Genomic DNA, 22,624 nt, shown 5'->3' with positions numbered 1-22,624 from the left:
TGAGAGTGATTATGAATTAAGGTCTAAATCTTATCCTTCGATAATCGTTAATCTCTCGTTGATACTTGTTAATTATTTTTTCAGAGTGCAAATTTACATATAAATATTAATATCAACCATTATAAACAGTTGATATTAATTTTATAAAATGTATAAATTATACTCTTCTACGTTTTGGAGGACGACATCCATTATGTGGTAATGGAGTAACATCAATAATTTCAGTTACTTCTATACCTGCATTATGAATAGAACGAATAGCAGATTCTCTACCATTTCCAGGCCCTTTAACATAAACTTTTACTTTTTTTAAGCCAGCTTCTTGAGCAACTGCTGCTGCATCTTCTGCTGCTAATTGTGCTGCGTAAGGTGTGTTCTTTTTAGAACCTCTAAATCCCATTTTACCAGCTGAAGACCATGAAATTACGTCTCCTTTTTTGTTTGTAAGCGAAATAATAATGTTATTGAAAGATGCTGTTACGTGAGCTTCACCCACTGCATCAACAATTACTTTACGCTTTTTAGTACTTGACTTTGCCATATTTAATTTTAGTTTTTAGTGATAGTATAAAGTCGCTAGAATCCTAAACCGTTAAATTTCAAACAGATTCTTTCCAACGTCTAAAGACTAAAGACTATTATTATTTAGTTGCCATTTTTTTGTTAGCAACAGTTTTTCTTCTACCTTTTCTAGTTCTAGAGTTGTTTTTAGTACGTTGTCCTCTTAATGGAAGACCAGCTCTATGACGAATACCTCTGTAACATCCAATATCCATTAATCGCTTAATGTTTAATTGTGTTTCAGAACGTAGTTCTCCTTCAATAGTGAAAGAACCAACAGCCTCACGAATATTATTAATTTCGTCATCTGTCCAGTCTTGAACTTTTGTACTTTCTTCAACTTTAGCTGTAGCTAAAATTTCTTTTGCTCTACTTCTACCTATTCCATAGATATAAGTTAAGGAAATTACTCCTCTTTTGTTTTTTGGTATGTCTACACCTGCAATTCTTGCCATAACTACCCTTGTCTTTGTTTGAATCTAGGATTCTTTTTGTTAATTACGTAAAGTCTACCTTTTCTACGCACGATTTTACAATCTGCACTTCTTTTTTTAACTGATGCTCTTACTTTCATCGTCTTAGTATTAGTATCTATAAGTTATTCTAGCCTTAGTTAAATCGTAAGGACTCATTTCTAATTTTACTTTGTCTCCTGGTAATAATTTAATATAATGCATACGCATTTTACCAGATATATGCGCAGTCACAATGTGACCATTTTCTAGTTCAACACGAAACATAGCATTAGATAATGCTTCTATAATTGTTCCATCTTGTTCTATTGCTGCTTGTTTTGCCATAGTTTTAATATTAAGCTACTGCTTTTCTATTTTTACCTGTTTTCATCAAGCCGTCATAATGTCTATTTAACAAGTAAGAATTTACTTGTTGCATAGTATCAATTGCAACTCCAACCATAATTAATAATGATGTACCTCCGAAAAATAAAGCCCATCCAGATTGAACACTCATTAGCTTTACAATAATTGCTGGGAACACAGCTATTAATGCTAAGAATATAGATCCTGGTAATGTAATTTGAGACATTATTTTATCTAAGTATTCAGAAGTTTCTGAACCTGGACGAATTCCAGGAATAAAACCACCACTACGTTTTAAGTCGTCTGCCATTTTGTTTGTTGGAACTGTAATAGCTGTATAGAAGTATGTAAATACAATTATTAATAACCCAAATACAACATTGTACCAAAAACCAAAAATATCTGCAAAGTTTGTTTGCATCCATTGTCCTGCTCCTGTATCTTTTAAGAAAGAAGACCCACCTATTAAACTTGGCACAAACATGATTGCTTGAGCAAAGATTATTGGCATAACTCCAGAAGCATTTAATTTTAATGGTAAAAACTGTCTAGATCCCATAACATTTTTCTCGTAACCTCCAGAAGCTGTTCTTCTTGCATATTGAACTGCAATTTTTCTAACTGCCATTACAAGCATAATAGATGCTAATATAATAACAAGCCAAATTACCAATTCGAAAAGAATTAACATGACGTTATTTCCTTCTAATCTAGAAGATGCATTCTGTAAAAATGCCTTTGGTAATGTAGCAATAATACCTACCATAATTAATAATGAGATTCCATTACCAATACCTTTATCAGTAATTTTCTCTCCTAACCACATGGCAAAAATACAGCCTGTAACTAATATAATTATAGATGAAAAATAGAATAATCCTCCAGTTCCTAATAAAAAGGCACTTTGAGGTATTCCAAATGCTGTTGGTAAACTTGCTAAATAACCTGGTGCTTGAACCATACAAATTGCAATGGTCAACCAACGTGTGATTTGTGTTATTTTCTTTTGACCACTAGCTCCTTCTTTTTGTAATTTCTGTAAATAAGGAATCGCTATTCCCATTAATTGAACTACAATAGAAGCTGAGATGTAAGGCATAATACCTAATGCAAATACCGAAGCATTAGCAAATGCTCCTCCTGTAAATGCGTTTAGTAAGCCTAATAAACCTGATTCTGTATTGCTTTGCAAATTCTCTAATTGAGCTGCATCAATACCAGGTAAAACAACTTGTGCGCCAAAACGATAAACTAATAACAGACCAAGTGTTACAATGATTCTGTTTCTTAATTCCTCTATTTTCCAAACATTCTTTAGTGTCTCTATAAATTTCATGCGCTTGTTTGTGATTATAAAGTTACAGTTTCTCCTCCTGCAGCTTCAATCGCAGCTTTTGCTGAAGCGGTAAACTTATGAGCAGATACATTTAATTTAGCTTTTAACTCTCCTCTTCCTAAAATTTTAACTAGATCGTTTTTTCCAGCTAATCTTAAAGCAACAAGTGTTTCAAAATCTAAAGTATCTTTAATTTTCTTTTCGTCTACTAATTGTTGTAATGTATCAAGATTGATTCCTTGATATTCTTTACGATTTATGTTAGTAAAGCCAAACTTTGGCACACGTCTTTGAAGAGGCATTTGACCACCTTCAAAACCAATTTTCTTAGAATATCCAGAACGAGATTTCGCTCCTTTATGACCTCTTGTTGCAGTGCCACCTTTTCCAGAACCTTGACCACGACCTATACGTTTTCCTTGACCTTTAACTGAACCTTCTGCAGGTTTTAAATTACTTAAATCCATTTCAGTATCTTATTATTTTGTTTCTTCTACAGAAACTAAATGTTTAACTTTATTAACCATACCAAGGATGTTTGGCGTGGCATCGTGTTCTACGACTTGTCCAATCTTTCTAAGACCAAGAGCTTCAAGAGTTCTTTTTTGTCTTAGCGTACGATTGATTGCGCTTTTTACTTTTTTTACTTTAATCTTTGCCATCGTTATCCTTTATTAACCTTTATAAACTTTTTCTAGAGATATTCCTCTATCACGAGCTATAGTTTTAGCACTTCTTAATTGCAATAATGCATCGAAAGTAGCTTTTACAACGTTGTGAGGGTTTGAAGAACCTTGAGATTTTGATAATACATCGTGTACTCCAACTGCTTCAAGTACTGTTCTTACAGCACCACCAGCAATAACTCCTGTTCCAGGTGCAGCAGGAATAATATTTACTCTTGCTCCTCCGTATTTTCCTTTTTGTTCGTGAGGTAAAGTTCCTTTCATTAATGGAATACGTACTAAATTTTTCTTAGCATCTTCCACAGCTTTTGCAATTGCACTTGCTACGTCTTTAGATTTTCCTAAACCGTGACCAACAACACCTGCTTCATCTCCTACAACAACAATTGCTGAAAATCCGAATGCTCTACCACCTTTAGTTACTTTTGTAACTCTTTGAACACCAACTAAACGATCTTTAAGATCTAATCCACTTGGTTTTACTAACTCTGCGCTTTTGTATTTCTGATACATAATTTCTTAGAATTTAAGTCCTGCTTCTCTAGCTCCTTCGGCTAATGATTTTACTCTTCCATGGTATTGGTATCCACCTCTATCAAAAGAGATAGTATCTACACCTGCTTTAAGGGCCTTTTCAGCTACAGCTTTTCCTACTAAAGTAGCTATTTCTGATTTTGTACCTTTTGCAGAACTAATGTCTTTATCTCTAGAAGATGCTGCACTGATAGTTTTACCAGACACATCATCTATTACTTGAGCATAAATTTCTTTATTACTTCTAAAAACAGAAAGTCTAGGTCTAGCTTCAGTACCTGAAACTATTTTACGAATTCTGCTTTTAATTCTTAATCGTTTTTCGTTCTTTGTTAATGCCATAACTTAATTATTAAGCTGATTTACCTGCTTTTCTTCTTAATACTTCTCCAACAAACTTAATTCCTTTACCTTTATAAGGCTCTGGTGGTCTGAAACCACGAATTTTAGCTGCTACTTGACCAACTAATTGTTTGTCTGAAGATGTTAATTTTACTATCGGATTTTTTCCTTTTTCTGAAATTGTTTCCACTTGTACTTCTGAAGCAATATCTAATATAATATTGTGAGAAAATCCTAAGGCTAAATCTAATTTTTGTCCTTGATTTGATGCTCTATAACCTACACCAACCAGTTCTAATTGTTTTGTCCATCCTTTAGATACGCCATTAATCATGTTATTGATTAGGGATCTATAAAGTCCATGTTTTGCTTTGTGTTCTTTAGAATCTGAAGGACGCTCTACAAATACATTACCATCTTCTACTTTTATCGCTACAGCATCAAAATTTTGAGTTAATTCTCCTAACTTTCCTTTTACTGAAACAACATTATCTTTAATATCAACCGTAACTCCTGTTGGAATTGCTACTGGGTTATTACCTATTCTTGACATTTCTTATTCGCTTTTAATTAGTAAACGTAACAAAGTACTTCTCCACCTACATTTTCTCTTTGAGCTTGTTTACCTGTCATTACGCCATGAGACGTAGAAACAATGGCAATACCAAGACCATTTAAAATTCTAGGTAGTTCTTTTGAACTTGCATACTTACGTAAACCTGGTTTACTTATTCTCTGAATCTTTTTAATTACAGATTCTTTTGTTTCTTTGTTGTACTTAAGAGCAATTTTAATTGTTCCTTGAACAGCATTATCTTCGAATTTGTAACTTAAAATATATCCTTGTTCGAATAATATTTTAGTAATTTCCTTTTTTAAATTAGAAGCAGGAATTTCTACCACTCTGTGGTTAGCACGCACAGCATTTCTAATTCTAGTTAAATAATCCGCTATTGGATCTGTATTCATAGTTATTAAATTTCGGAATCGGTTTTTAACTTTTTTGTTAAACCTAAATCCAGTTTATAATTCTTTTAATGTTTACCAGCTAGCTTTTCTAACTCCTGGTATTAAACCTTGATTAGCCATTTCTCTGAATGTAACACGAGAAATACCAAAAGTTCTCATATAACCTCTAGGTCTTCCAGTAAGTTTGCAACGATTGTGCATTCTTACAGGAGAAGCATTTTTAGGTAACTTTTGTAATGCCTCATAATCTCCAGCTTCTTTTAAAGCTTTACGTTTTTCAGCATATTTAGCTACTGTTTTTGCTCTTTTTACCTCACGGGCTTTCATTGATTCTTTAGCCATATCTTAATTCTTTTGAAAAGGTAATCCTAATTCTGTTAATAATGATTTTGCTTCTTTATCTGTTGCAGCAGTAGTTACAAATGTAATATCCATTCCTGAAATTTTATTTACCTTATCGATATCGATTTCAGGGAAAATAATTTGTTCAGTAATACCTAAATTGTAATTACCTCTACCATCAAATCCAGTCGCTTTAATTCCATTAAAATCTCTTACACGAGGTAAGGCAGAAGTTATTAAACGATCTAAAAATTCGTACATTCTTTCTCCACGTAAAGTTACTTTTGCGCCAATTGGCATTCCTTTACGTAATTTGAATGATGCAACGTCTTTTTTAGAAATAGTTGCAACCGTCTTTTGTCCAGTTATAGTTGTTAATTCATCAATTGCATGATCTATTAACTTTTTATCTGCAACTGCAGCTCCAACTCCTTTAGATAATACTATCTTTTGAAGTTTAGGCACTTGCATGATATTTTTATAACCAAATTCGTCTCTTAGAGCTGCAGTTACTCTGCTTTTGTACTCTTCTTTAAGTCTAGGTATATATGCCATAACTATATTACTTCGTTTGATTTTTTTGAAAATCTTACTTTTTTATCGCCTTCCATTCTATATCCAACTCTTGTTGTTTCTCCTTTTGAAGTTAACAAGGATAAGTTAGAAATTTGAATAGCTGCTTCTTTTTCTACGATTCCACCTTGAGGATTTTGAGCACTTGGTTTTGTATGTTTTTTCACCAAGTTAATTCCCTCAACGATCGCTTTGTTCTTATCTATTAATACTTGAAGTACTTTACCTTCAGATCCTTTATGGTCTCCAGATATAACTTTTACAGTATCTCCTGATTTAATTTTAAGCTTTGTCATTTTATTTTGCATTAAAGCACTTCAGGTGCTAATGATACAATTTTCATGAATTGTTTATCACGAAGTTCTCTAGCAACAGGACCAAATACACGAGTTCCTCTCATTTCACCTGTAGGGTTCAATAAAACACATGCATTATCATCAAATCTAATATAAGATCCGTCTGGTCTTCTTACTTCTTTTCTAGTACGTACAACTACTGCAGTAGAAACAGCACCTTTTTTAATGTTTCCATTAGGTGTTGCATCTTTAACTGTAACAACAATTTTATCTCCTACAGATGCGTATCTTCTTTTAGTACCACCTAGAACACGTATTGTTAATACTTCTTTTGCTCCAGTGTTATCAGCTACTTTTAATCTTGATTCTGTTTGTATCATAATTACTTAGCTCTTTCAATTATTTCAACTAATCTCCAACATTTAGATTTACTCATAGGTCTTGTTTCCATGATCTTTACAGTATCTCCAATGTTACAATCGTTTGTTTCGTCGTGCGCCACATATTTCTTAGTTTTTAACACGAACTTTCCATACATAGGGTGTTTTACTTTTTTAACTTCAGAAACTACAATAGATTTCTGCATTTTGTTACTAGTAACTATTCCTATACGTTCTTTTCTTAAATTTCTTGTTTCCATCATTTTGGCAGAATTATTGTAAATCTCTTTTAGTTAATTCAGTTGCAATTCTAGCTACGTCTCTTCTTACAGAACGTAATTGAATTGGATTCTCTAAAGGAGAAATTGTGTGAGCCATTTTTAAATCTAAATAACTCTTTTTAGTTTCACTAAGTTTCTCTTGTAACTCAGCAACAGATAATTCTTTAATTTCTGATTGTTTCATAATATCAAATAAATTATGCTTCGTAATCTCGAGCAATTATAAACTTAGTTTTAACTGGTAGTTTTTGTGCTGCTAAACGTAGTGCTTCTTTTGCAACGTCTAATGGCACTCCTCCTACTTCAAATAATATTCTACCTGGTTGCACAATTGCTACCCAGTATTCTACAGCACCTTTACCTTTACCCATACGTACTTCAAGAGGTTTCTTTGTAATAGGCTTATCTGGAAATATTTTAATCCATAATGAACCTTCTCTTTTCATATAACGAGTAGCAGCAATACGCGCAGCTTCTATTTGACGTGCAGTAACAAAACTAGAATCTAATGATTTAATACCAAAAGTACCACTCGATAAACGGTGACCTCTTCCAGCATTACCTTTCATGCGTCCTTTTTGTTGCTTACGAAATTTTGTTTTTTTAGGCTGTAACATTTTTCTTGTTCTTTAAAAAATTACTTTCTACGACGAGGTTTACTATTATTGTTTCCACCACGTCCTCCGGCTCCACCTTTTCCTTGCTTCTTAGATAATCCAACAAGTGGAGAAAGTTCTCTTTTACCATATACTTCACCTTTCATGATCCATACTTTAATCCCTAATCTACCGTAAGTAGTGTGGGCCTCAACTAAAGCATAATCAATATCGGCTCTGAATGTTGATAATGGAATACGTCCTTCTTTGTAGTGTTCGCTACGTGCCATTTCAGCACCATTTAAACGTCCACTAATTTGAATTTTTATTCCTTCTGCATTCATTCGCATAGTTGCAGCGATTGCCATTTTGATTGCACGTCTATATGAAATACGATTTTCAATTTGACGAGCAACACTTGCTGCTACTAATTGCGCATCAAGTTCAGGTCTTTTAATTTCAAATATGTTTATTTGAACTTCTTTACCTGTAATTTTCTTAAGCTCTTCTTTTAACTTGTCTACCTCTTGTCCACCTTTTCCGATAATAATACCAGGTCTAGCAGTAGTGATAGTAACGGTTACAAGTTTAAGAGTTCTTTCGATAATTACTCTTGAAACACTAGCTTTAGATAGACGTGCATGTACGTACTTTCTGATCTTATCGTCTTCGGCAAGTTTGTCGCCATAATCGTTTCCTCCGTACCAGTTTGATTCCCATCCTCTGATAATTCCTAAGCGATTTCCGATTGGATTTGTTTTTTGTCCCATACTTCTATCTTAACTTTGTGTGTTATTGTTAGCTCCAACCACTAATGTTACGTGATTTGAACGTTTTCTAATTCTGTGTGCACGACCTTGAGGTGCTGGACGCAATCTTTTTAACATTGATCCACCATCTACACGAATCTCCTTAACAAATAATTCAGCTTCTTCAATACTTGCATCTTCGTTTTTAGCTTGCCAGTTTGCAATTGCAGACAATAACAAAGTTTCTAAACGGTTAGACGCTTCTTTTTGGCTAAATTTTAAAATATTAAGCGCTTTCTCTACGCGTTCGCCTCTTACTAAATCGGCTACTAAACGCATTTTTCTCGGTGATGTAGGACAGTTATTAAGTTTTGCAAAAGCGATTTCCTTTTTTGCTTCCTTAATAGCGTCTGCCATTTGTTTTTTACGACTTCCCATAGCTTACTACTTTTTACCTTTATTTTTAGCACCTGCATGACCTCTAAAAGATCTTGTTGGTGAAAATTCTCCTAACTTATGTCCTACCATGTTTTCAGTTACATAAACTGGAACAAATTGGCGGCCATTATGTACTGCTATTGTTTGTCCAACAAAATCTGGAGTTATCATACTTGCTCTTGACCAAGTTTTAATAACTGTTTTTTTGTTAGACTCAACATTTTCAGTCACTTTTTTCTCTAATTTATAATGAACGTAAGGTCCTTTTTTTAATGATCTTGACATATCTTATTTCTTTCTACGTTCTACAATATATTTATTACTCGCTTTTGTTTTAGAACGGGTTCTATAACCTTTAGCAGGTATACCATTTCTAGAACGTGGATGACCACCAGATGATTTTCCTTCTCCACCACCCATTGGATGATCTACTGGATTCATTACTACTGGTCTAGTACGAGGTCTTCTTCCTAACCATCTTGTTCTACCAGCTTTACCTGATACAAGTAATTGATGATCTGAATTGGAAACTACACCTATTGTAGCCATACATGTTACTAACACTAAACGTGTTTCTCCTGAAGGCAATTTAATAGTTGCAAATTTACCATCTCTTGCCATTAACTGAGCAAACGTACCAGCACTTCTTGCCATTACAGCTCCTTGACCAGGACGTAACTCTACACAAGAGATAATAGTTCCTAAAGGAATTTGACTTAAAAGCATTGCATTTCCAATTTCTGGAGTTGCAGTTTCACCGGATACTACAGTCTGACCTACTTGTAAGCCATTTTGAGCAATGATGTATGCTTTTTCGCCATCTTGATAATTCAATAAAGCAATAAAAGCTGTTCTATTTGGATCGTACTCGATAGACTTAACTTCAGCTGGTATTCCAGTTTTGTTACGTTTAAAATCGATAACACGATACCTTTTCTTATGACCGCCACCTACATAGCGCATGGTCATTTTTCCTTGACTGTTTCTACCACCAGACCTTTTCTTCGGAGCTAATAAACTTTTCTCCGGCTTATCAGTAGTTATGGCGTCATACCCATTTACTACTCTAAATCGCTGTCCTGGTGTGATTGGTTTTAATTTTCTTACTGACATTTGTCTTTAATTACATGTTACTGTATAAATCAATCATTTCACCTTCCGCCAGTTGTACAATTGCTTTTTTAACAGCATTTGTTTTACCATGTTGAATACCAGTTTTTGTAAACTTGGTTTTTCTATCTGGACGGACATTTATGGTACGAACTTTTTCAACAGAAACTCCGTAAGCAGCTTCCACTGCTTTCTTGATTTCTACCTTGTTCGCCTTTGTATTCACTGCGAACGTATAGCAGTTTCTTAACTCGCTATCTGCAGTCGCTTTTTCTGTGATTATAGGTTTAATTAAGATGTTCATCTGCTTCTTATTTACTTAAATTCGATTCAATTCCTTCTAAAGAACTCTCTAAAAGCACTACTTGATTTGCATTCAAAATCTTATAAGTACTTAATTCTGAGCTAGTTATAACTTCAGAGCCTTTTAAATTGCGTGACGACAAATATACATTAATATTTGAAGCACCCAACACAAAGAGAGATTTTTTGTTTTCTAAGTCTAAAGCCTTTAAAACTGCAGTGAAATTTTTAGTCTTTGGAGCATCAAAATTAAAGTCTTCTAATACTACAATAGATTTTTCACCTGCTTTAATACTAAAGGCAGATTTACGTGCTAAACGCTTTAAGTTTTTATTTAATTTGAAACCGTAATTTCTTGGTGTTGGACCAAACATACGTCCACCACCTCTAAAAACACCAGACTTAATAGATCCAGCTCTAGCTGTACCTGTTCCTTTTTGCTTTTTAATCTTACGTGTACTACCAGAAATCTCAGCTCTTTCTTTCGATTTGTGAGTTCCTTGTCTTTGGTTTGCTAAATATTGTTTAACATCCAAATACACTGCATGATTGTTAGGCTCGATAGCAAAAACTGCATCAGAAAGGTCTGCCTTTCTACCAGTTTCTTTTCCGTTTATATCTAAAACTGCTACTTTCATTATTTTTGAATAATTACATAAGAGTTTTTATGACCAGGAACACATCCTTTAACCACAAGTAGATTCTTTTCAGTAACTACTTTTAAAACTCTTAAATTTTCAACTTTCACTTTATCAGTTCCCATTCTTCCTGCCATTTTCATTCCTTTAAATACTCTTGCAGGATATGATGCAGCTCCAATAGAACCTGGTGCTCTTAAACGGTTGTGTTGTCCGTGAGTAGCTTGACCTACACCACCAAAACCGTGACGTTTTACAACCCCTTGAAATCCTTTACCTTTTGAAACTCCAGAGATATCTACGAATTCTCCTTCAATAAAGTGTTCAACAGTGATTGCATCACCTAATTTGTACTCCTTATCAAAACCTTTAAACTCAGCGATTTTACGTTTTACAGAAGTTCCTGCTTTTTTAGCATGACCTAAGTCAGCTTTAGTAGCACTTTTTTCTGTCGCGTCATCGAAACCAAGTTGGATAGCATTATAACCATCAACTTCTTCAGTTCTGACTTGGGTAACGATACATGGTCCAGCTTCGATTACTGTACATGGAATGTTTTTTCCATTTTCATCGAAGATGCTGGTCATACCGATTTTTTTTCCTATTAACCCAGACATATTTATTAATTATTAATTATTACTATTCTATTTATTAAAACTCAAGGCTGAAAAATACGTTTCAGCCTTGAATTGTATCTTTCCGTTTTTCCTTAACCATCGTTAAGGACATGTTTGATCTTACTTACACCTTAATCTCTACTTCAACACCACTTGGTAATTCAAGTTTCATTAAAGCGTCAATTGTTTTTGAAGATGAAGAGTAGATATCTAATAATCTCTTATAAGAGCTTAATTGAAATTGTTCTCTTGACTTCTTATTTACGTGTGGTGAACGTAATACAGTGAAAATTTTCTTATGAGTTGGTAATGGAATTGGTCCAGTTACTACAGCTCCAGTACTTTTTACTGTTTTTACAATCTTGTCAGCAGACTTGTCTACTAAATTGTGATCGTAAGATTTTAATTTTATTCTGATTTTTTGACTCATTTTCTTAAGATATTAAGCTTCTACACCTTTAGCTGCTTTGATTACTTCTTCAGATATATTTGAAGGAGTTTCAGCATAGTGAGAAAATTCCATTGTTGATGTTGCACGTCCTGAAGATAATGTTCTTAATGTTGTAACATATCCAAACATTTCTGATAATGGCACAGTTGCTTTTACTGTTTTAGCTCCAGCTCTGTCTCCCATATCATTTACTTGACCTCTACGACGATTTAAATCTCCTACAATATCACCCATATTTTCTTCAGGTGTAATAACCTCAAGTTTCATAATAGGTTCCATAATTACAGCTTTAGCAGCTTTTGCAGCAGCTTTAAACCCTAATTTAGCAGCTAATTCGAAAGATAATTGATCTGAATCCACATCATGGTAAGAACCATCAGATAGTGTTACTTTCATAGCATCTACTTCGTATCCTGCTAAAGGGCCATTAACCATTGCTTGTTTGAATCCTTTTTCAATAGAAGGGATAAATTCTTTAGGAACGTTACCACCTTTAATGATAGATTCAAATTGAAGACCTACTTTTCCTTCTTCAGCTGGTTCAAGCGTAAATACAATATCAGCAAATTTACCACGACCACCAGATTGTTTTTTATAAACCTCTCTATGCTCAGCTTTTCTTGTAATTGCTTCTTTATACTCTACTTGTGGTTGACCTTGATTTACTTCAACTTTGAATTCGCGACGTAAACGATCAACTATAATATCTAAGTGAAGCTCACCCATTCCAGAAATAATTGTCTGTCCCGAAGCTTCGTCTGTTCTTACTGTAAATGTTGGATCTTCTTCAGCTAATTTAGATAAAGCCATTCCTAATTTATCAACATCTGCTTTAGTCTTAGGCTCCACTGCAATACCAATAACTGGGTCAGGGAAGTTCATAGATTCTAAAACAATAGGATGTTTCTCATCAGACATAGTATCACCAGTCTTAATGTCTTTAAATCCAACTGCTGCTCCAATATCTCCTGCTTCTATAAAATCGATAGCATTTTGTTTATTAGAGTGCATTTGGTAGATACGAGAGATACGTTCTTTTTTTCCTGAACGATTGTTCAAAATGTAAGAACCTGCATCTAAACGACCTGAATAAGCTCTAAAGAATGCTAAACGGCCAACAAAAGGGTCTGTAGCAATTTTAAATGCTAATGCAGAAAAAGGCGCATTGACATCTGGCTTACGAGTTTCTTGTTTTTCAGTTTCTGGGTTAATTCCTACAATATTATCTCTATCAAGAGGTGAAGGTAAGTAACGACATACAGCGTCTAATAAAAACTGAACTCCTTTATTTTTGAATGAAGAACCACAAATCATAGGAATGATAGCCATATCCATTACTGCAGCACGAAGAGCAGCATGCACTTCTTCTTCTGTAATAGAATCTTCATCTTCCATGAATTTTTCTAATAGGTTTTCATCATAAGTAGCTACTTCTTCAATTAGAAGTGCTCTATATTTTCTAGCTTCTTCTTTTAATTCGTCTGGAATTTCAATTACATCAAAAGTTGCCCCTTGAGTATCATCATGCCATACGATGGCTCTATTTTTTACTAAATCAACTATTCCTTTAAAGTCAATTTCATCACCAATATTTAAAACAATTGGCACAGCATTAGACTTCAACATATCTTTAACTTGTTGACATACTGCTAAAAAGTTAGATCCTTGACGGTCCATTTTGTTAACAAAACCAATTCTAGGAACTTTATAGTTATCTGCTAATCTCCAGTTAGTTTCAGATTGTGGCTCAACACCATCTACTGCACTAAACAAAAACACCAATCCATCTAATACACGTAAAGAACGGTTTACTTCAACCGTAAAATCTACGTGACCAGGAGTGTCAATAATATTAAAGTGATATCCCTGAGTCTCAGGAGTTGGTTGTGCATTTTCTAAAGGAAACTGCCAAGTACAAGTTGTTGCAGCAGAAGTAATTGTAATACCTCTTTCTTGCTCTTGCTCCATCCAGTCCATAGTTGCAGCACCATCATGCACTTCACCAATTTTGTGAGACACACCTGTATAAAACAAGATACGTTCTGTTGTAGTGGTTTTACCAGCATCAATATGTGCTGCAATACCAATATTTCTAGTAAGTTTTAAATCTCTTGCCATTATATATTAAAATCTAAAGTGTGAGAATGCTTTATTTGCTTCAGCCATTTTGTGCGTATCCACACGTTTTTTAACTGCTGCTCCTTCTTCTTTAGCTGCTGCTAGAATTTCTGATGCTAAACGTTGTGCCATAGATTTCTCGTTTCTTTTACGAGAATAACTAATTAACCACTTCATTGCAGTAGAAACTTTTCTATCTGGACGAATTTGCATTGGAATTTGGAATGTAGCACCACCAACCCTACGACTACGTACTTCTACGTGAGGCATAACGTTAGATAAAGCATCTTTCCATAATTCTAAAGCAGTTTTTTCTTCATCTGTTTTCTTTGTGTCTACGATATCAATAGCATCGTAAAACACTTTAAAAGCTACAGACTTTTTACCGTCCCACATCATCATGTTAACAAATCTAGTTACTAACTGATCATTAAAACGTGGATCTGGTAAAAGCGGTCTTTTTTTCGCTTGTCTTTTTCTCATGTCTTCTTCTTAAAGTTTTTTAATTACTTCTTAGGGCGTTTTGCACCATATTTAGATCTACGTTGTGTTCTACCTGCAACACCTGCTGTGTCTAAGGCTCCACGAACGATGTGATATCTAACTCCTGGCAAATCTTTTACCCTTCCACCTCTAACCAATACTATCGAGTGCTCTTGTAAATTGTGTCCTTCTCCTGGAATGTATGCGTTCACCTCTTTACCATTAGTCAACCTTACCCTTGCTACTTTACGCATTGCAGAGTTAGGTTTCTTAGGTGTTGTGGTGTAAACACGAGTACACACTCCACGTCTTTGTGGACACGAATCTAAAGCAGCCGATTTACTCTTCTTGGTTATTTTGGCTCTTCCTTTTCGTACTAATTGTGAAATTGTTGGCATATATTTTCTATAATATTTTACAAATACCTCTTATTAGAGGGCTGCAAAGGTAGAAATATATTTTAATTTTTCAAACGTTAATTAATTAATTTTCACTTGAGAGCCTATATTTTTTTATTTCTTTTGATGCTATTGCTTAAAACCACACAGTTAACACCTTTAAGCATGAGAGATACCCTTTCATTCATTTATATATTTTAGTTTATACTTTTTAAAAGTATTATGATTTAAAAAGATTTTTTAAATTATAGATTCTAGTATATAATTAAGTCTGCTTTTTACGTTAGTTTTACAATTCAAATTGGTATATATTATAAACGTGATTAGAATACTTACCTTACTACTTATTGTTAATTGTCTTTTTTCTATAGATGCTAGCAGCCAAACTTTACATTTAAATATAAAAGGTAAGGATAGCTCAGAAAACAGAGTTATAGATTCTATAAAATATTTAAAAGAACATAAAGATTACAACTCTGTTATAAATGAGGTTACTAATTTTAAAAAGACTCTTAACAACATAGGCTACATTGAGAGTAATATTTCTCCAATAAAAAAATTGAATGATTCTTCATTAATTTTGAATATAGGTTTAAATAGAAAGTTTGATCTCATTAATATATACTATAATGACAGCTTAATACCAAAAAAAATAATTCAGTTTGTTACAAATAAAATTACAGACACATATTTTACTATTCCAATTCAAGGCACCGAAAAAGCTCTAAATACTTTAAATTTAAAACTATCAGAATTAGGCGATCCGTTTAGCACTTTAAAACTTTCTGATATTAGTATAAAAAACGATAATAAAATTAATGCTACTTTAATAGTATCTGATAAGTTATTGATTAGACATATAAATAAGATTATTATTAAAGGTTACGAAAAATTTCCAAAATCTTATTTGAAGTATTATATAAAAATAAAAGAGGGGGATGTTTTTAATTTATCTGAAATTAAAAACCAAATTAAAACATTAAATGAATTACCTTTTGCTAACCAAATTAAAGACCCTGAAATACTATTTAGCAAAGATTCGACAACAATCTATTTATTTATAAACAAAACCAAAAACAATAACTTTGATGGATTTATTGGATTTGGAACAAATGAAGAAACAAATAAAATAGAATTTAGTGGATACTTAAATTTAGAATTAAACAATAACTTAAATTATGGAGAATCTTTTAGAATTATTTATAAAAGTGACGAAAATGAGCAGAAAACATTTAATGTGAATTTGAATTTACCTTATTTATTTGGAACGCCTTTAGGAACTGAATTAGAATTAGGATTACTAAAAAGAGATTCATCTTTTACAACAGTAAATCAAAATGTTAAACTATTTTATCAAATAAACTCTAGGAATAAAGTCTTTGCTGGCATTAGATCTGTCCAATCTAATGATTTATTGGATTCCATTTACAGTAATCCATTAATTAAAGACTACTCAACCTTATTTTACAATGTAAGGTATCAATATATTAAACGACAAAAGGAGAGTGTGTTATTTATAACAAACTCGTTATTAGATTTTCAAGTTGAAACTGGTTCTCGCGACTACGAAAACAACTCAACAAAACAGTATCAGTATTATATTGATGCTTTTCATATATTTAATCTAAATCCTAAAAACAGTATTTATTTAAGAGTAAATAGCAATGGGTTATTTTCAGACAATTATCTTGAGAATGAATTGATTTATTTTGGTGGAATTAATTCATTAAGAGGGTTTGAAGAAAACAGTCTATCTGCTACTCTTTACGGACTAATAAACACTGAATATAGGTATATGTTTAATAATAGTATTTATGTCCATACAATTATAGATGCTGCTTATTTTGAAAACAAAATAACAGATCAAAAAGAAAAGCTTTATGGTTTTGGGTTTGGTTTTGGGTTAGTTACCAAAGCTGGCCTATTAAAATTCAATTTTGCGAATGGGAAAACAGAAAATCAATCCTTTAAATTCTCAAATTCTCAAGTCCATTTAAGCTTAACAGCATTTTTTTAAGGGAATATTAACTAAAAATGAGGCTATTTTTAAAAAAAATTAAAATTTTAACCCTTAAATATTGTTTAATTAACTTTTTATTATGATTTTTGGCGTAGACTAATTCAAATAAAATATAAAATGAAAACAAAGTTTAGTGGAATTTTAACGCTATTCCTAGCGTTTGTTGTGCAATTTACGTTTGCACAAGAAAAAACAATTTCAGGAACTGTGTCCGATGAAAACGGGTTACCCCTTCCTGGAGTTAATATTATTGTAAAAGGTACGACAAATGGTACACAAACAGATTTTGATGGAAATTACTCCATATCTGCAAGTACTGGTGATGTTTTATCTTACTCTTTTGTAGGTTATACTAAAAAAGAAATGACTGTTGGAGCTTCTAACAACATTAGTTTTAGTATGGCTCCAGATGTACAAGCAATCGACGAGGTTGTTATTACAGCATTTGGTATTAAGAAAGAGGAAAAAGCAATTGGTTATGCCGTTCAATCTGTTAAAGGTGAAGACATTGCTGAATCAAATGAAACGAATATAGTAAATTCACTTTCAGGTAAAGTTGCTGGTGTTCAAGTTACTAACAGTTCTGGTGCTACTGGTTCTTCTTCTAGAATTATATTAAGAGGTGCATCAAGTATTACTGGTAACAACCAACCTTTATTTGTAATTGACGGAATTCCTGTTGACAACTCAAATTATGGTACTGCTGGAGATGGTGGTGGTTTTGATTTGCCAAATGGTGCTGCCGACATTAATCCTGATGACATTGAAACTGTTACTGTGCTTAAAGGGCCTAATGCAGCTGCATTATATGGTTTACGTGCATCTAATGGTGTAATTGTTATTACTACAAAAAAAGGATCTACATCTAAAGACAAATTAGGAATTACTTTTAACTCTGCTGTTTCTTTCGAAAATCCATTATTATTACCAGATTTTCAAAACTCTTATGGACAAGGTGGTAATCCTTTCTATTTTGAGTTTATCGATGGTCAATCTGGAGATGGTGGTATTGATGAAAGTTGGGGTCCTGCTCTAGATGTTGGATATGAATTCGTACAATGGAATTCTTATACAGTTGATGGTGCACCTCTTCCATGGGTATCTCAACCAGATAACATTAAAGATTTCTACGAAACTGGTATTACTTTAAATAATAACCTTTCTTTTTCAGGTGGTTCTGATAAAGCAAACTTTAGACTTTCATTAAGTTTGTTAGACCAAGAAGGAATGGTGCCTAATACAGATTTTAGAAGATATAATATTGGAGGTGTTACAAATCTTCAAGTTAGTGATATGATAAATGTATCTTTAAATGCTAAATATATCAAATCTGAAGCAGACAACTTAGTTACTGTTGGTTATGATAATGAAAACCCAGTTCAACAAATGATTTGGTCTGGTCGTAACGTAGACTTCAATGCTCTTAGAGATTGGGAAAATTTACCTCTTGCTGCTGTAGGTACAGCTGCTGAAGGTACTCCATTAAACTGGAATACAGTTTTCCAAAACAACCCATTCTGGGTATTAGACACGAACTTAAATGGTTATAATAAAGACCGTATAATTGGTGGTGTTAATTTAAATTTTGAAATTACTAAATGGTTATCTTTACAAGCTAAAACTGGAGTTGATTACTGGAAATCTCAAACTACTGAAAGAAAGGCTAAAGGATCTAATAATGCTCCTGAAGGATACTACAGAGTTATTGACAGAACATTTAATGAGGTCAACAGTGAAGTACTATTATCTTCTGCTGGAAACATTATTGATGATTTAACTTACTCTCTTAATGCTGGTGGTAACACTATGTATAGAAGAAATGACTTAATTCATGCTGCGGCTCCTCAATTAGAATTACCTGGTTTATATAACGTAAGTAACGTTAAAACTGGTGTAGACCCAATTCAAGGTGCTACTTATGCAGAGCAAAAAATCAACTCTTTATTTGCTTTCGGTCAATTAGCATATCAAAATATGTTATTTTTAGATGTAACAGCTAGAAATGATTGGTCTAGTTTATTACCATTAGATAACAATTCATTCTTTTATCCTTCTGTAACTTTAAGTGCAGTATTAAGTGATATTTTTGAAATGGATAAATCTACTGTTTCTTTATTAAAACTAAGAGGTGGTTGGTCTAAAGTAGGTAGTACTGGTGCTTTAGGCGCTTATAGATTAGAAGATACTTATCAATTCGCAACAGATGGTTGGGATGGTACTAACTTCTTATTTTTACCTTCAGCTATTAACAATCCTGAAATTGGACCTGAAACAACAAGTGGTTATGAGTTTGGTTTAGATGCAAGATTGTTTGAAAACAGATTACGTTTAGATGTAACTTATTACGATCAAACATCTGAAGATTTAATTGTTGACGTTCAATTATCATCAAGTACTGGTAGTGGTTCTTCATTACAGAACGTTGGTGAAATGAGAAATAAAGGATGGGAAGTTCAATTAGGTGGTACATTAGTTAAAAATGATGACTGGCAAGTTGACTTAGAAATTAACTGGGCTAAGAACGAAAACGAAGTTGTATCTTTAGGAGACTTAGAAACATTAGTTTTAGGTGGACAATGGAGTACAACTGTAGAAGCTAGAGTTGGAGAAGCTTACGGAACTATTGTAGGTCCTTCTTTTGCTAGAGCTCCTAATGGAGATATCCTTTATGAAAATGGGTTACCAGTAATTTCTGGAAGTAAACCTCTAGGTAATGTTACTCCAGACTGGACAGGTGGTGTTAATTTAATAGTATCTTACAAAAACTTTAGATTAGACGCTTTAGTTGATGGTAAAATGGGTGGAGACATTTATTCTATGACAACTTCTTGGGGTAGATATGCTGGTGTATTAGATGAAACAATGCAAGGTCGTGAAACTGGTGTAGTTGGTCAAGGTACTATGAATATTGGTACTAGTGCAAACCCAGAATATGTGCCTAATAATGTAATTGTTTCTGCTGAAGATTTCAATAAGCGTGCTTTTTCTAACAGTATTGCAGAAAGTTCAGTATTTGATGCTTCTTATATTAAGTTAAGACAAGTAGGTTTAACATATACATTCCCTAAAAAATGGTTAGAGAATATCGCTTTAGATGATGTTAATTTCTCTCTTGTTGGAAGAAACTTAGCATTCTTATATAAGAAAGTTCCACACATCGATCCAGAATCAGCATTTAGTAATGCAAATGGAGAACAAGGACAAGAATTTGGTCAACTTCCTTCTGCTAGAAGTATATCTTTTAACGTTAACCTAAGATTCTAATAATAAAAAAATAGATTATGAAAAAAATAAATTTAATTGTCTTATTATTCATAGGCTTAGTTTTTGTAAGCTGTGATAAAGACTTTGATGAATTAAACTCGAACCCTAACGATCCTACCTCAATTCCATCAGAATTACTTTTAGGTAGTATGATTAGATCTACCGGAAATGTTATGTATAGCACTTTTAATGGTGGAGATATGGGAGAATGCTGGGCACAACATTGGGCAAAAGTTCAATATAATGATGAAGCAAGATATGAGCCAAGAGAAAGTTCTATAACTAATGTTTGGGCTACTTTATATGAAAGTGTTGCTGCAGATGCTGATGCAATGTATAATCTTGCTGTTACTGAAGAGAATGAAATTTCTCAAGGTGTAGCTCTAACTATGCAAGCTTATGCCTTCTTACTTTTAACAGATTTATATGGAAATATTCCATTTAATGAAGCTTTACAAGGAGCAGTTAATATTTCTCCTGTTTACGATTCACAAGCTGATGTTTATAGTGGTTGTATTACTATTTTAGACAATGCTATCGCTAAGTTAAATCCATCAAATGGAGATTTAGATCCAAACCAAGATATTATATATGGTGGTGATGTTTCTAAATGGAGAAAATTTGCTGCAACTATGAAATTTAGAGCATTAATGAGAATGTCTGCAAAAGACTTAAGAGCAAGTGAAATGCAATCTTTAGTAAATAGTGGTTTATTATTCTCTTCTAGTGCAGATGATGCTAAATTAGTTTATTTATCTGCTGCACCTAATGCAAATCCAGTATACGAAAGTGTTGTTTTTGGAACAAGAGGTGAGTGGAAAATTAATAGCCAAGTTGTAGAAAGAATGGATGGAACTATGTCTTTACCTCTAGATAGCAGATTAGCTGTAATGGCTCAACCTAATGCAGATGGAGACTATAGAGGAAAACCTTCAGGAATTGCTGATGTGCCAAGTAATGAATACAGTTATGCTAATGTATCACCTCTTGGAGAATTCTATCTTTTACCTGAAGCACCTGCTATCTTTTTAAGCTATACAGAATTACAATTTTTATTAGCTGAAGCTGCTAAAAAAGGCTACATTAATGGTGGTGATTCTGCTGCTTCTGCTTATTATCAAGCAGGTATTGCTTCTAGTTTTGCAGATAATGATGGAGCATCTATGGGAGGTTATTATTCAGGTGTTGTTAGTTATATTCCTAATAATGCTTTAGAGCAAATTGCAACTCAAAAATGGATAGCTCTTTATGGTCAAGGTTTTGAAGCTTGGACAGAGTGGAGAAGAACTGGTTACCCAGTATTACCTCTTGCTATAGATCCTTATATTAACGAAATTCCTTCTAGACTAAGGTATCCTGTAATCGAGCAGTCTTTAAATGCTGCTAATTATGCCGATGCTGCAGCTGCTATGGGAGGAGATACTTTAACTTCACCAGTTTGGTGGATGAACTAAAAAAAAAGAAAAATGAAAAAATTAAATTATTTATTGACAATGTTTTTCGCACTAACACTTTTTGTTGGTTGCGATACAGACCCAGATAACAATGCTCCTGTCGCTGACGAAGGTGGATTAGTTATAACAGTTGACGATTCAAGTGGTAAAGTCTTAGGAACACCTCTTGATGCGAATGATCTTGAAAACACTGAAATTGCATTTAATAATGCTGATGTGGACTTAGATTTTTCAGCTTTACTTTCTTTAGGAAACTATAATAATGTTTCTAAATTTGAGTTAGTTAAAACTTTAAATAATGGTGATGAAGCTTTTATTGCTGAGTCTGAAACGATGCCTTTTAATGTTGTTTATTCAACTATTGAAGAGTATGTAGCTGGATTAGGTGTTGATGCTTCTGATTTAAGAATTGGTGATGTATTTACTTTTAAAGTAAAATTATATCAAGCAGATGGCGATTTATACTACTTCGCTCCAAATATGGGTGAGTTTTCTGTTGTAGTTAACTGTGCTTCTAATTTAATTGGAAACTATCAAGTTACTGCTACTAGAGATGATGGTGCTTCTGTAAACCATGGAATTGAACCTATTATTGAAGTTTCTCCAGGGTATTATAAAGCTAAAACAACAGGATTATGGGCCTTTGGTGCCATAGCTCCTGACCAAGGTTATAACTTTAATGATACGTGTAGTACATTAACAGTTCCACCACAAGATTTAGCTCAAGGTTACTACTCAAATGATGTAACACCTGGAGATGATGGTACTGTTTTAGCTAATGGTAACTTAATTATTAACTATGGTATTGCATTTAGCTCTGGAAACAGAACGTACCAAAATGTTTACGTTAAACAATAATAATCG

General features: G+C 33.3%; 33 protein-coding genes. 4 read left to right on the top strand and 29 right to left on the bottom strand.

The genetic code is table 11. The features are described from left to right. Positions 1-157: 157 nt before the first annotated feature. From rpsK to rpsL, 29 genes are all read right to left on the bottom strand, one after another. Positions 158-541, bottom strand: a complete 384-nt coding sequence (gene rpsK, locus FVF61_RS11700) for a 30S ribosomal protein S11 (protein WP_109682262.1) — start codon at positions 539-541, stop codon at positions 158-160. A 100-nt stretch (positions 542-641) separates the two neighbouring features. Then, on the bottom strand, positions 642-1,016 hold the full coding sequence (rpsM, locus tag FVF61_RS11695; protein WP_148456602.1) for a 30S ribosomal protein S13: 375 nt from the start codon (positions 1,014-1,016) through the stop codon (positions 642-644). Between the two features lie 2 nt (positions 1,017-1,018). Further along, the gene (gene ykgO / locus FVF61_RS11690) at positions 1,019-1,135 is read right to left on the bottom strand and encodes a type B 50S ribosomal protein L36 (RefSeq protein ID WP_013305171.1); all 117 of its coding nucleotides are present in this window, start codon (positions 1,133-1,135) and stop codon (positions 1,019-1,021) included. A gap of 10 nt (positions 1,136-1,145) precedes the next feature. Continuing rightward, a complete protein-coding gene (gene infA, locus FVF61_RS11685; protein ID WP_007094967.1) occupies positions 1,146-1,361 on the bottom strand; it encodes a translation initiation factor IF-1 in 216 nt (71 codons plus the stop codon). 10 nt (positions 1,362-1,371) lie between these two features. Next, entirely contained in the window at positions 1,372-2,718 is a 1,347-nt protein-coding gene (gene secY / locus FVF61_RS11680; protein ID WP_148456599.1) for a preprotein translocase subunit SecY, read from the bottom strand. A 14-nt stretch (positions 2,719-2,732) separates the two neighbouring features. After that, positions 2,733-3,185 carry a 50S ribosomal protein L15 gene (gene rplO, locus FVF61_RS11675; protein WP_148456597.1) on the bottom strand — a complete coding sequence of 151 codons (453 nt, stop codon included), beginning with the start codon at positions 3,183-3,185 and terminating at the stop codon, positions 2,733-2,735. A 12-nt stretch (positions 3,186-3,197) separates the two neighbouring features. Next, on the bottom strand, positions 3,198-3,380 hold the full coding sequence (rpmD, locus tag FVF61_RS11670) for a 50S ribosomal protein L30 (RefSeq protein ID WP_148456595.1): 183 nt from the start codon (positions 3,378-3,380) through the stop codon (positions 3,198-3,200). 12 nt (positions 3,381-3,392) lie between these two features. After that, positions 3,393-3,917, bottom strand: a complete 525-nt coding sequence (gene rpsE, locus FVF61_RS11665) for a 30S ribosomal protein S5 (protein WP_148456593.1) — start codon at positions 3,915-3,917, stop codon at positions 3,393-3,395. A 6-nt stretch (positions 3,918-3,923) separates the two neighbouring features. Further along, positions 3,924-4,280 carry a 50S ribosomal protein L18 gene (gene rplR, locus FVF61_RS11660; protein ID WP_148456591.1) on the bottom strand — a complete coding sequence of 119 codons (357 nt, stop codon included), beginning with the start codon at positions 4,278-4,280 and terminating at the stop codon, positions 3,924-3,926. Between the two features lie 10 nt (positions 4,281-4,290). Beyond that, entirely contained in the window at positions 4,291-4,833 is a 543-nt protein-coding gene (rplF, locus tag FVF61_RS11655; protein ID WP_148456589.1) for a 50S ribosomal protein L6, read from the bottom strand. Positions 4,834-4,850: 17 nt separating this feature from the next. After that, positions 4,851-5,249, bottom strand: a complete 399-nt coding sequence (rpsH, locus tag FVF61_RS11650; protein WP_148456587.1) for a 30S ribosomal protein S8 — start codon at positions 5,247-5,249, stop codon at positions 4,851-4,853. A gap of 72 nt (positions 5,250-5,321) precedes the next feature. Next, a complete protein-coding gene (gene rpsN / locus FVF61_RS11645; protein ID WP_148456585.1) occupies positions 5,322-5,591 on the bottom strand; it encodes a 30S ribosomal protein S14 in 270 nt (89 codons plus the stop codon). Positions 5,592-5,594: 3 nt separating this feature from the next. Further along, positions 5,595-6,146, bottom strand: a complete 552-nt coding sequence (gene rplE, locus FVF61_RS11640; protein WP_148456583.1) for a 50S ribosomal protein L5 — start codon at positions 6,144-6,146, stop codon at positions 5,595-5,597. Positions 6,147-6,148: 2 nt separating this feature from the next. Then, the gene (gene rplX, locus FVF61_RS11635) at positions 6,149-6,460 is read right to left on the bottom strand and encodes a 50S ribosomal protein L24 (RefSeq protein WP_148456581.1); all 312 of its coding nucleotides are present in this window, start codon (positions 6,458-6,460) and stop codon (positions 6,149-6,151) included. Between the two features lie 11 nt (positions 6,461-6,471). Continuing rightward, positions 6,472-6,840 carry a 50S ribosomal protein L14 gene (gene rplN / locus FVF61_RS11630; protein ID WP_007650464.1) on the bottom strand — a complete coding sequence of 123 codons (369 nt, stop codon included), beginning with the start codon at positions 6,838-6,840 and terminating at the stop codon, positions 6,472-6,474. Between the two features lie 2 nt (positions 6,841-6,842). After that, positions 6,843-7,100 carry a 30S ribosomal protein S17 gene (gene rpsQ, locus FVF61_RS11625; RefSeq protein WP_040492188.1) on the bottom strand — a complete coding sequence of 86 codons (258 nt, stop codon included), beginning with the start codon at positions 7,098-7,100 and terminating at the stop codon, positions 6,843-6,845. A gap of 13 nt (positions 7,101-7,113) precedes the next feature. Next, positions 7,114-7,305, bottom strand: coding sequence for a 50S ribosomal protein L29 (gene rpmC, locus FVF61_RS11620; RefSeq protein ID WP_109682252.1), 192 nt, complete (start codon positions 7,303-7,305; stop codon positions 7,114-7,116). 13 nt (positions 7,306-7,318) lie between these two features. Further along, positions 7,319-7,738, bottom strand: coding sequence for a 50S ribosomal protein L16 (gene rplP / locus FVF61_RS11615; RefSeq protein ID WP_148456579.1), 420 nt, complete (start codon positions 7,736-7,738; stop codon positions 7,319-7,321). Positions 7,739-7,758: 20 nt separating this feature from the next. Further along, positions 7,759-8,487 carry a 30S ribosomal protein S3 gene (rpsC, locus tag FVF61_RS11610; RefSeq protein ID WP_148456577.1) on the bottom strand — a complete coding sequence of 243 codons (729 nt, stop codon included), beginning with the start codon at positions 8,485-8,487 and terminating at the stop codon, positions 7,759-7,761. Positions 8,488-8,496: 9 nt separating this feature from the next. Then, complete coding sequence (rplV, locus tag FVF61_RS11605; RefSeq protein ID WP_109308669.1) at positions 8,497-8,904, bottom strand: 50S ribosomal protein L22; 408 nt, start codon at positions 8,902-8,904, stop codon at positions 8,497-8,499. A 6-nt stretch (positions 8,905-8,910) separates the two neighbouring features. Next, positions 8,911-9,189, bottom strand: coding sequence for a 30S ribosomal protein S19 (gene rpsS, locus FVF61_RS11600; protein WP_148456575.1), 279 nt, complete (start codon positions 9,187-9,189; stop codon positions 8,911-8,913). Positions 9,190-9,192: 3 nt separating this feature from the next. Further along, positions 9,193-10,017 carry a 50S ribosomal protein L2 gene (rplB, locus tag FVF61_RS11595; protein ID WP_148456573.1) on the bottom strand — a complete coding sequence of 275 codons (825 nt, stop codon included), beginning with the start codon at positions 10,015-10,017 and terminating at the stop codon, positions 9,193-9,195. A gap of 10 nt (positions 10,018-10,027) precedes the next feature. Beyond that, a complete protein-coding gene (rplW, locus tag FVF61_RS11590) occupies positions 10,028-10,318 on the bottom strand; it encodes a 50S ribosomal protein L23 (protein ID WP_040492195.1) in 291 nt (96 codons plus the stop codon). 7 nt (positions 10,319-10,325) lie between these two features. Beyond that, the gene (gene rplD / locus FVF61_RS11585) at positions 10,326-10,955 is read right to left on the bottom strand and encodes a 50S ribosomal protein L4 (protein ID WP_148456571.1); all 630 of its coding nucleotides are present in this window, start codon (positions 10,953-10,955) and stop codon (positions 10,326-10,328) included. Next, on the bottom strand, positions 10,955-11,572 hold the full coding sequence (rplC, locus tag FVF61_RS11580) for a 50S ribosomal protein L3 (protein ID WP_148456570.1): 618 nt from the start codon (positions 11,570-11,572) through the stop codon (positions 10,955-10,957). The genes rplD and rplC overlap by 1 nt, the downstream gene beginning before the upstream one ends. Before the next feature lie 124 nt (positions 11,573-11,696). After that, positions 11,697-12,002 (bottom strand): 30S ribosomal protein S10, encoded by a 306-nt coding sequence (gene rpsJ / locus FVF61_RS11575; RefSeq protein ID WP_007650482.1) that lies wholly within the window; start codon positions 12,000-12,002, stop codon positions 11,697-11,699. A 12-nt stretch (positions 12,003-12,014) separates the two neighbouring features. Beyond that, entirely contained in the window at positions 12,015-14,141 is a 2,127-nt protein-coding gene (gene fusA / locus FVF61_RS11570) for an elongation factor G (RefSeq protein ID WP_148456569.1), read from the bottom strand. A 6-nt stretch (positions 14,142-14,147) separates the two neighbouring features. Then, positions 14,148-14,624 carry a 30S ribosomal protein S7 gene (rpsG, locus tag FVF61_RS11565; protein ID WP_148456567.1) on the bottom strand — a complete coding sequence of 159 codons (477 nt, stop codon included), beginning with the start codon at positions 14,622-14,624 and terminating at the stop codon, positions 14,148-14,150. Positions 14,625-14,647: 23 nt separating this feature from the next. Continuing rightward, positions 14,648-15,022 (bottom strand): 30S ribosomal protein S12, encoded by a 375-nt coding sequence (gene rpsL / locus FVF61_RS11560; protein WP_006795815.1) that lies wholly within the window; start codon positions 15,020-15,022, stop codon positions 14,648-14,650. Positions 15,023-15,341: 319 nt separating this feature from the next. On the opposite strand from rpsL, the gene FVF61_RS11555 reads away from it, so the two are divergent. The 4 genes from FVF61_RS11555 to FVF61_RS11540 all read left to right on the top strand — a co-directional run bounded on the left by FVF61_RS11555 (position 15,342) and on the right by FVF61_RS11540 (position 22,618). Beyond that, complete coding sequence (locus tag FVF61_RS11555; RefSeq protein ID WP_148456566.1) at positions 15,342-17,039, top strand: POTRA domain-containing protein; 1,698 nt, start codon at positions 15,342-15,344, stop codon at positions 17,037-17,039. A 120-nt stretch (positions 17,040-17,159) separates the two neighbouring features. Continuing rightward, positions 17,160-20,306: a SusC/RagA family TonB-linked outer membrane protein gene (locus tag FVF61_RS11550; RefSeq protein ID WP_148456564.1), complete on the top strand. Its 3,147-nt coding sequence runs from the start codon at positions 17,160-17,162 to the stop codon at positions 20,304-20,306. Between the two features lie 17 nt (positions 20,307-20,323). After that, the gene (locus FVF61_RS11545; protein ID WP_148456562.1) at positions 20,324-21,760 is read left to right on the top strand and encodes a SusD/RagB family nutrient-binding outer membrane lipoprotein; all 1,437 of its coding nucleotides are present in this window, start codon (positions 20,324-20,326) and stop codon (positions 21,758-21,760) included. Positions 21,761-21,772: 12 nt separating this feature from the next. Beyond that, positions 21,773-22,618: a hypothetical protein gene (locus FVF61_RS11540; protein WP_148456560.1), complete on the top strand. Its 846-nt coding sequence runs from the start codon at positions 21,773-21,775 to the stop codon at positions 22,616-22,618. Positions 22,619-22,624 lie beyond the last annotated feature (6 nt).

This window comes from Xanthomarina maritima, from assembly GCF_008084905.1.
Lineage (GTDB): Bacteria > Bacteroidota > Bacteroidia > Flavobacteriales > Flavobacteriaceae > Xanthomarina > Xanthomarina maritima.
The sequence above is the reverse complement of the archived record's forward strand: the minus strand, read 5'-3'. Positions and strand labels throughout refer to the sequence as shown.